We start from the raw sequence: 6038 nt of genomic DNA, 5'->3' as shown, positions 1-6038 counted from the left end.
GAGGTGGTGGTGCAGGAGCGCATCTCCTGTCACCACAACTACACCGAGTCCGAGGAGCACGGCGGCGAGCAGGTCTGGGTCTCCCGCAAGGGCGCCATCAACGCCGAGGAGGGCCTGCCCGGTCTGATCCCCGGCTCGATGGGGACGGCCTCGTACGTCGTCACCGGCAAGGGGTTCCCGCCCAGCCTGAACAGTTCCCCGCACGGGGCGGGCCGGGCGTACTCGAGGTCGAAGGCGCGGAAGACCTTCACCGTCGAGCAGCTCCGCGAGGCGATGGCGGGCATCGAGTACCGCGACACCGAGGCGTTCCTGGACGAGATCCCGGCCGCGTACAAGGACGTGGACACCGTGATGGCGGACGCCGCCGAGCTCGTCGAGATCCGGCACGTCCTGCGGCAGATCGTGAACGTCAAGGGCGAGTGAGCGGGCCTCGTTCGTCACCGGGGATGGTGACGAACGACCCGTTCGTCCCTTCCCGGGGGCCACGTCGCGAACTGGACACCGGACGCTCGACCGCCCGTCGACAGGGTGTTACACCACCCGGGCCCTGAACGATCACCATGCACAGCGCCGTCCACCTCGAGGAGCGCCGTGCCCGGTCCCCCGTCGTTCCCCGTCACCCGCCGCGCCGTGCTCCTCGGCGGCGCGGCCGCCCTCGCCGCCACCTCAGTGGGCACGCTCGCGACGCCGGCGGCCCGCGCCGCCGCTCCCCGCGGCGAGGTGTTCACCCTGGGCGTCGCCTCGGGCGACCCGACGCCGGACGGGGTCGTCCTGTGGACCCGGCTCGCCCGCGACCCGCACGCGACGAACGGCGGCATGGCGGAGTCCGCGATCGACGTCGACTGGCAGGTCGCCGACGACGAGCGCTTCACCCGCGTCCGCGCCGCCGGCCGCACTCGCACCGGACCCCAGGACGGGTACGCCGTGCACGTCGAGGTCGGCGGGCTGCCCGCCGGCGGGACGTTCTTCTACCGGTTCGGTGCCCTCGGCAGGCTCTCGCCGACCGGCACCACCCGCACCGCCCCGCCCCCGACCGCACTCACGCCCGTGAGCATCGCGTTCGCCTCCTGCGCGAACTACGAGCACGGGTACTTCACCGCCTACCGGCACCTCGCGCAGGAGCAGCCCGACCTCGTGCTCTTCCTCGGCGACTACCTCTACGAGGAGGCGTCCGGCACGTACCGGGCGAAGTCGGGCAACCCCCGCAGCTACGGGGACCCGGAACCGCGGACCGTCGAGGGCTACCGCCGCCGCTACGCCCTCCACCACGCCGATCCCGACCTCCAGGCCGCGCACGCCGCGGCTCCGTGGGTGAGCGTGTTCGACGACCACGAGGTCCAGAACAACTGGGCGGGCGACCATCCCGAGACCCCGCAGCCGGACTTCCTCGGGCGACGCGCGGCGGCGTTCCGCGCCTGGTACGAGAACGTCCCGGTCCGGCTCCCGCAGCGCCCGCGGGGCTCGACGATCCAGTGCTTCCGTCGCCTGGCCTGGGGCGCCACCGCCACGTTCCACATGCTCGACACCCGCCAGTACCGGGACGTCCAGGTCGGCGGTAGGGCGGCCGCGGCCGCCAAGCGCAACGATCCGCGACGCACCATCACCGGCGCCGCCCAGGAGCAGTGGCTCGTCGACGGCTTCCGCCGCTCCCGCGCCCGGTGGGACGTGCTGGGCCAGCAGGTGTTCTTCTCCCAGCTCGACCTCGCGCCCGGCCCGCCGCGCGGGTTCAACGGAGACGCCTGGGACGGCTACCCCGCGGAACGGAACCGCATCGTGGCGAGCTGGCAGCAGGCGCGGGTGCGGAACCCCGTCGTGCTGTCCGGCGACGTCCACCTCCACTACGTCGCCGACATCCACGCCGACCACGACGACCCGACGTCGCCGGTGGTGGGGACCGAGCTGGTCTCCAGTTCGATCACATCCGAGGGCGACGGGTCCGAGCACTCGGCCGAGGTCGCGGGCGCACTCGCCCGCAACCCGCACCTGCGCTACGGCATCGCCCGGCGCGGATACCACACCGCGCGCTTCACCCCGGACCGGATGGACGCGGCGGTCCGCGTGGTCGACCGGGTCTCGAGACCGGATGCGCCCGTCCGGACCGCCGCGGCGTTCACGGTCGCCGACCGGTCCCCGGGGCTGCAGAAGGCGTAGCCCGGAGGCCGACCCGAGATCGACACAGCAGGACCGGGGCCCGGAGGTACGATGACGAGGACGGCGCCGGGCTCGTCCCTCGAGCCCGGCGCCCTCCTCTTGTGCAGCCGTCCCGGGCGCCACCACAACACCCGTACGGCCGGTCCTCCGGCGAGATCAGCCCCGTCGATCTCGTCCTGAGGTGAGCCTAGCCTAACTCTGCGGGCTCGCCAACCCGGGTCCCCGACGACTCGCCTGCAGCGCGCACACAGCGCCGCGCCAGCGCCCGCAACGCCTCGCCGAGCTCGTCCGGCGACTCGACCACGACCTCCAGCCCCAGGCCGACGACCATCAGCACGGCGGCCTCGGCGTGCTCGGCCGCGAGGTGCAACCGGCAGGTGCCGTCCCCGAGGTCGTCGAGGCGCACGTGGTCGGTCCAGAGCCGCGCCCGCACGACGTCGGGCGGGGCGAGCACGTGCACCCGGCACCGGAAGGGCCGGACGTCGGCGACCTTCGACGCGACGTAGGCCGCGGGGTCGCCACCGGGGACCTCCCGCGGCTCGAAGCGGGGCCCCGTCGCCAGCCCGTCCGGCCCCACCCGGGGGCGCAGGCGGTCGAGGCGCAGGGTGCGCCAGTCGTCGCGGCCGCGGTCGTGCGCGAGCAGGTACCAGCGCCGGCCCCACGAGACGAGGTGGTGCGGCTCCACCCGACGACGGGTCACGGCGCCGTCGTGGGCGGTGTAGTCGAGGTCGAGCACGCGGCGGTCCCGGCACGCGGCGCCGACCGCGACGAGCGCGGCCGGGTCGACGGTCGGCGTCGCGCGCAGCGGCGTCACCGTCGAGACGGGCACCGCCGCGACCCGCCGTCGCAACCGGCTCGGCAGGATGCGCTCGAGCTTCACCAGCGCCCGCACCGCGGCCTCCCCCAGCCCGGCGACCCCGACGCCGCCGGACCCGGCCGCCGTCTGCAGCGTCACCGCGACCGCGACGGCCTCCTCGTCGTCGAGCAGCAGCGGCGGGAGCGCGGCCCCGGCCCCGAGGCGGTAACCGCCGGTCGGCCCGAGGTCGACCTCGACGGGGTAGTCGAGCGCGCGGAGCTTCTCGACGTCGCGGCGGACCGTGCGCACCGACACCCCGAGGCGCTCGGCGAGCTCCGGGCCGGACCACTCGGGGCGGGTCTGCAGCAGTGAGAGCAGGCGCAGCAGCCGGGCGGAGGTCTCGAGCACCCCGCCATCCTCGCGCGGGACGCGGTCAGGACGTGACCGCCATCAGCACGTCGACGGCGTCGCCTGCCCCGCGAAGCGCGCCTCGAGGAAAGGACGGTAGCGCCCGATCGTGGCCGGCCGGTCACCACGCGCGACTCGTCAGTAGACGTACGATCGAGATCGATGACCTCACAGGCCCGGCCCGCTCCCCGGTACCAGTTCGAGCGCGAGACCCGCTACCTCGTCACCGTCGTCGACGACGACGGCGGGCGCCACGACCACCGGCTCGACGCCTACCAGGGCTGGCTGGCCGGCCGGGACGGCATCCGTCACCGGTTCGGCGCGCACCGCCGTGCGCGGACGGAGATCCCCGACGACCGCATCGCGGCCACCGTCGGACCCCTCGCCCCCGTCTGAACTCCGCCCCGCGGAGGACGCGACCGATCTGCCCGATCGGCCGCGCCCCCCGCGCCGCTCCCCTCGTCCCGGTCTGGATGCACCGGCCCCTCGTCCGACTCCGCCGCCTCCGACTCGGCGGGTCGTCCCGGGCCGCGTTCCGGCGACCGTGCGGGGACTCAGCTGACGAGACCGCAGCGGAAGCCCTGGGCCACCGCCTGCGCGCGGTCCGACGCGGAGAGCTTGCGGAACAGGCGCCGCGCGTGGGTCTTGACGGTGTCCTCGGAGAGGTAGAGCTCGCGGCCGATCTGGCCGTTGCTCTTGCCCTGGCTCATCCCACGCAGGACCTGCATCTCGCGCTCGGTGAGGTTGATGCCGGCGCCCGGCTCCGACGCGGCGCGCTGGGTGGGGAAGACGTCGCCCATGGTGGTGCTGGCGAGGGCGGCCACGAGCTCGGGGCGCGAGGCGTCCCAGCGCAGGTAGCCCCGGGCGCCGCCGGCGATGGCCGAGGCGATGCTGCCGGCGTCGTCGGGCGCGCCGAAGACGATGACGTTCGCCTGGTGGTGGGCCGCGACGAGACGGCGGGTGGCCTCCGCGCCCGAGCTGACCGCGCGCTGCGTGCCGACGAAGACGACGTCGACGGGCTGGCGGGCGTAGCGGGCGAGCAGGTCCTCCGAGGTGGCGACGCAGTCGATGCGCTGCACTCCGGGCACGGCCGACATGACGCGGGTCAGCCCTTCGCGGACGCTGCGGCGGTCGTCGCAGATCAGAACCGTCCTCATTCAGACTCCAGTTCCCGGTGGCGGTCCCGTTCGGGGACGGGGCCGACGGATGTGTCAGGCGGCCCACGGTGGGCGCTGTCCTTCCATCGGCGTCCCCGGGCGAGACCTTGACCCTGGAATGACACCCCTGTTGTTATCGCTCCGTGATGGCCGGGAGGACGCATGTCGCAGAATCGTGATGCTTTACGGCCGTGTCGGGTGCTCCTGCTGCACGGACCCAATCTCAACCTGCTCGGGCGACGCGAGCCGGAGGTCTACGGCACGACGACGCTCGCCGACGTCGACGCCCGCTGCCACGCGCTCGCCGACGAGCTCGGGCTCGAGGTCGACGCCCGCCAGAGCAACCACGAGGGCGTGCTCGTCGACGCGGTGCAGGAGGCCATGACCGACTTCGACGCCGTCGTCATCAACCCGGGCGGCTACACCCACACCTCGGTGGCGCTGCGGGACGCGCTGGCCGCCCTCCCGGTGCCCGTGGTCGAGGTCCACATCTCGAACGTGCACGCCCGCGAGCCCTTCCGGCACCACTCCTACGTCTCGCCGATCGCCACCGCCGTCATCGCCGGCGCGGGCGTCCTCGGCTACGAGCTGGCCCTGCGGTGGTGCGCTGCGCGCAGGTGAACGCGTGTGGCGTTCGAGCGACCACGTCCGTTCACGGGGCGCGCAACGCCTCCAGCTCCTCGTGCAGCACCTCGGGGAACTGCAGGGGCAGGAAGTGGGTCCCGGGGAGGCGCACCAACCGGGCGCCGGGAATGCCCTCGGCAAGGGCCACCATGTCCTCGATCGGGGCCATGGTGTCGAACTCCCCCGCGACCACGGTGACCGGCACGCGGAGCGCGTCGACCGGGATGGCCGGCTCCTCCTCGGCCGCGAGCACCATCTTCGAGAACCACGTCCAGTCGTGGTGGCTGAACTCCCGCGCGACCTCGGCGAGGGTCTGCAGCGGCCCGGGGGCGAAGGCCGCCACGCCCGACGCGTCCAGCCCTCGGGGCAGCAGCGAGATCAGTCCGGCCACCGGCGGACCGACCACGCGCAACGACCACGCGCTCGCCCGGGAGAGCCCGCGCGAGACGGCCGCGGGCGTCCACGTCGGCCCGACCCGGAACCCGCCGCCGGCCACCCCGCCGAGCACGAGCAACGACGCCACCCGATCGGGGAACCGCCGCGCGACCTCGAACGCGACCGACACCCCGATCGACCAGCCGACCACCGTGGCCCGCTCGATCCCGGCCGCGTCCATGACGGCGACCATGTCGTCGACGTGGTCGGCGATCCGGATGCGCTGGGGATCGCGGGGGCGCTCGGAACCGCCGAGGCCCCGGTGGTGCCAGGTCACCGCCCGCGGTGTGCCGGGCGCGGGGCGACCGTCACCCCCCAGGAACGGCCAGGCCGCGGGGCTCGCCCCGAGGCCGTTGGAGATCACGACGGGCACGCCGGAGCCGGTGGGGCAACCGTTGTCCCACCAGCGGATCCGGGTGCCGTCGGCGGCGACGACGTCGTCGAGGCGGGGCATCAGACGAGGCTAG

The 6038-nt window shown here is 74.2% G+C and carries 7 protein-coding genes; 4 read left to right on the top strand and 3 right to left on the bottom strand.

Translation table 11 applies throughout. The features are described from left to right. On the top strand, positions 1 to 423 hold a 423-nt coding region (locus VGH76_RS02165), incomplete at its 5' end, for an RtcB family protein (protein WP_331554960.1). 168 nt (positions 424 to 591) lie between these two features. Then, positions 592 to 2151: an alkaline phosphatase D family protein gene (locus VGH76_RS02160; RefSeq protein WP_331554959.1), complete on the top strand. Its 1560-nt coding sequence runs from the start codon at positions 592 to 594 to the stop codon at positions 2149 to 2151. Positions 2152 to 2338: 187 nt separating this feature from the next. On the opposite strand, the gene VGH76_RS02155 is transcribed toward VGH76_RS02160, so the two are convergent. Next, positions 2339 to 3355 carry a helix-turn-helix transcriptional regulator gene (locus tag VGH76_RS02155; RefSeq protein WP_331554958.1) on the bottom strand — a complete coding sequence of 339 codons (1017 nt, stop codon included), beginning with the start codon at positions 3353 to 3355 and terminating at the stop codon, positions 2339 to 2341. 162 nt (positions 3356 to 3517) lie between these two features. Between VGH76_RS02155 and VGH76_RS02150 the strand changes: the two genes are divergently transcribed. After that, on the top strand, positions 3518 to 3751 hold the full coding sequence (locus VGH76_RS02150; protein ID WP_331554957.1) for a hypothetical protein: 234 nt from the start codon (positions 3518 to 3520) through the stop codon (positions 3749 to 3751). 158 nt (positions 3752 to 3909) lie between these two features. Here VGH76_RS02150 and VGH76_RS02145 read toward each other — a convergent pair whose 3' ends face one another. Next, on the bottom strand, positions 3910 to 4512 hold the full coding sequence (locus VGH76_RS02145; protein ID WP_331554956.1) for a response regulator transcription factor: 603 nt from the start codon (positions 4510 to 4512) through the stop codon (positions 3910 to 3912). A gap of 162 nt (positions 4513 to 4674) precedes the next feature. On the opposite strand from VGH76_RS02145, the gene aroQ reads away from it, so the two are divergent. Continuing rightward, a complete protein-coding gene (gene aroQ, locus VGH76_RS02140) occupies positions 4675 to 5133 on the top strand; it encodes a type II 3-dehydroquinate dehydratase (protein WP_331554955.1) in 459 nt (152 codons plus the stop codon). A gap of 31 nt (positions 5134 to 5164) precedes the next feature. On the opposite strand, the gene VGH76_RS02135 is transcribed toward aroQ, so the two are convergent. Then, a complete protein-coding gene (locus tag VGH76_RS02135) occupies positions 5165 to 6025 on the bottom strand; it encodes an alpha/beta hydrolase (protein ID WP_331554954.1) in 861 nt (286 codons plus the stop codon). Positions 6026 to 6038 lie beyond the last annotated feature (13 nt).

The organism is Actinomycetospora sp. (genome assembly GCF_036497585.1).
In the GTDB taxonomy this organism is placed as follows: Bacteria; Actinomycetota; Actinomycetes; order Mycobacteriales; family Pseudonocardiaceae; genus Actinomycetospora.
This window is presented reverse-complemented; position numbering and strand designations above follow the sequence as displayed.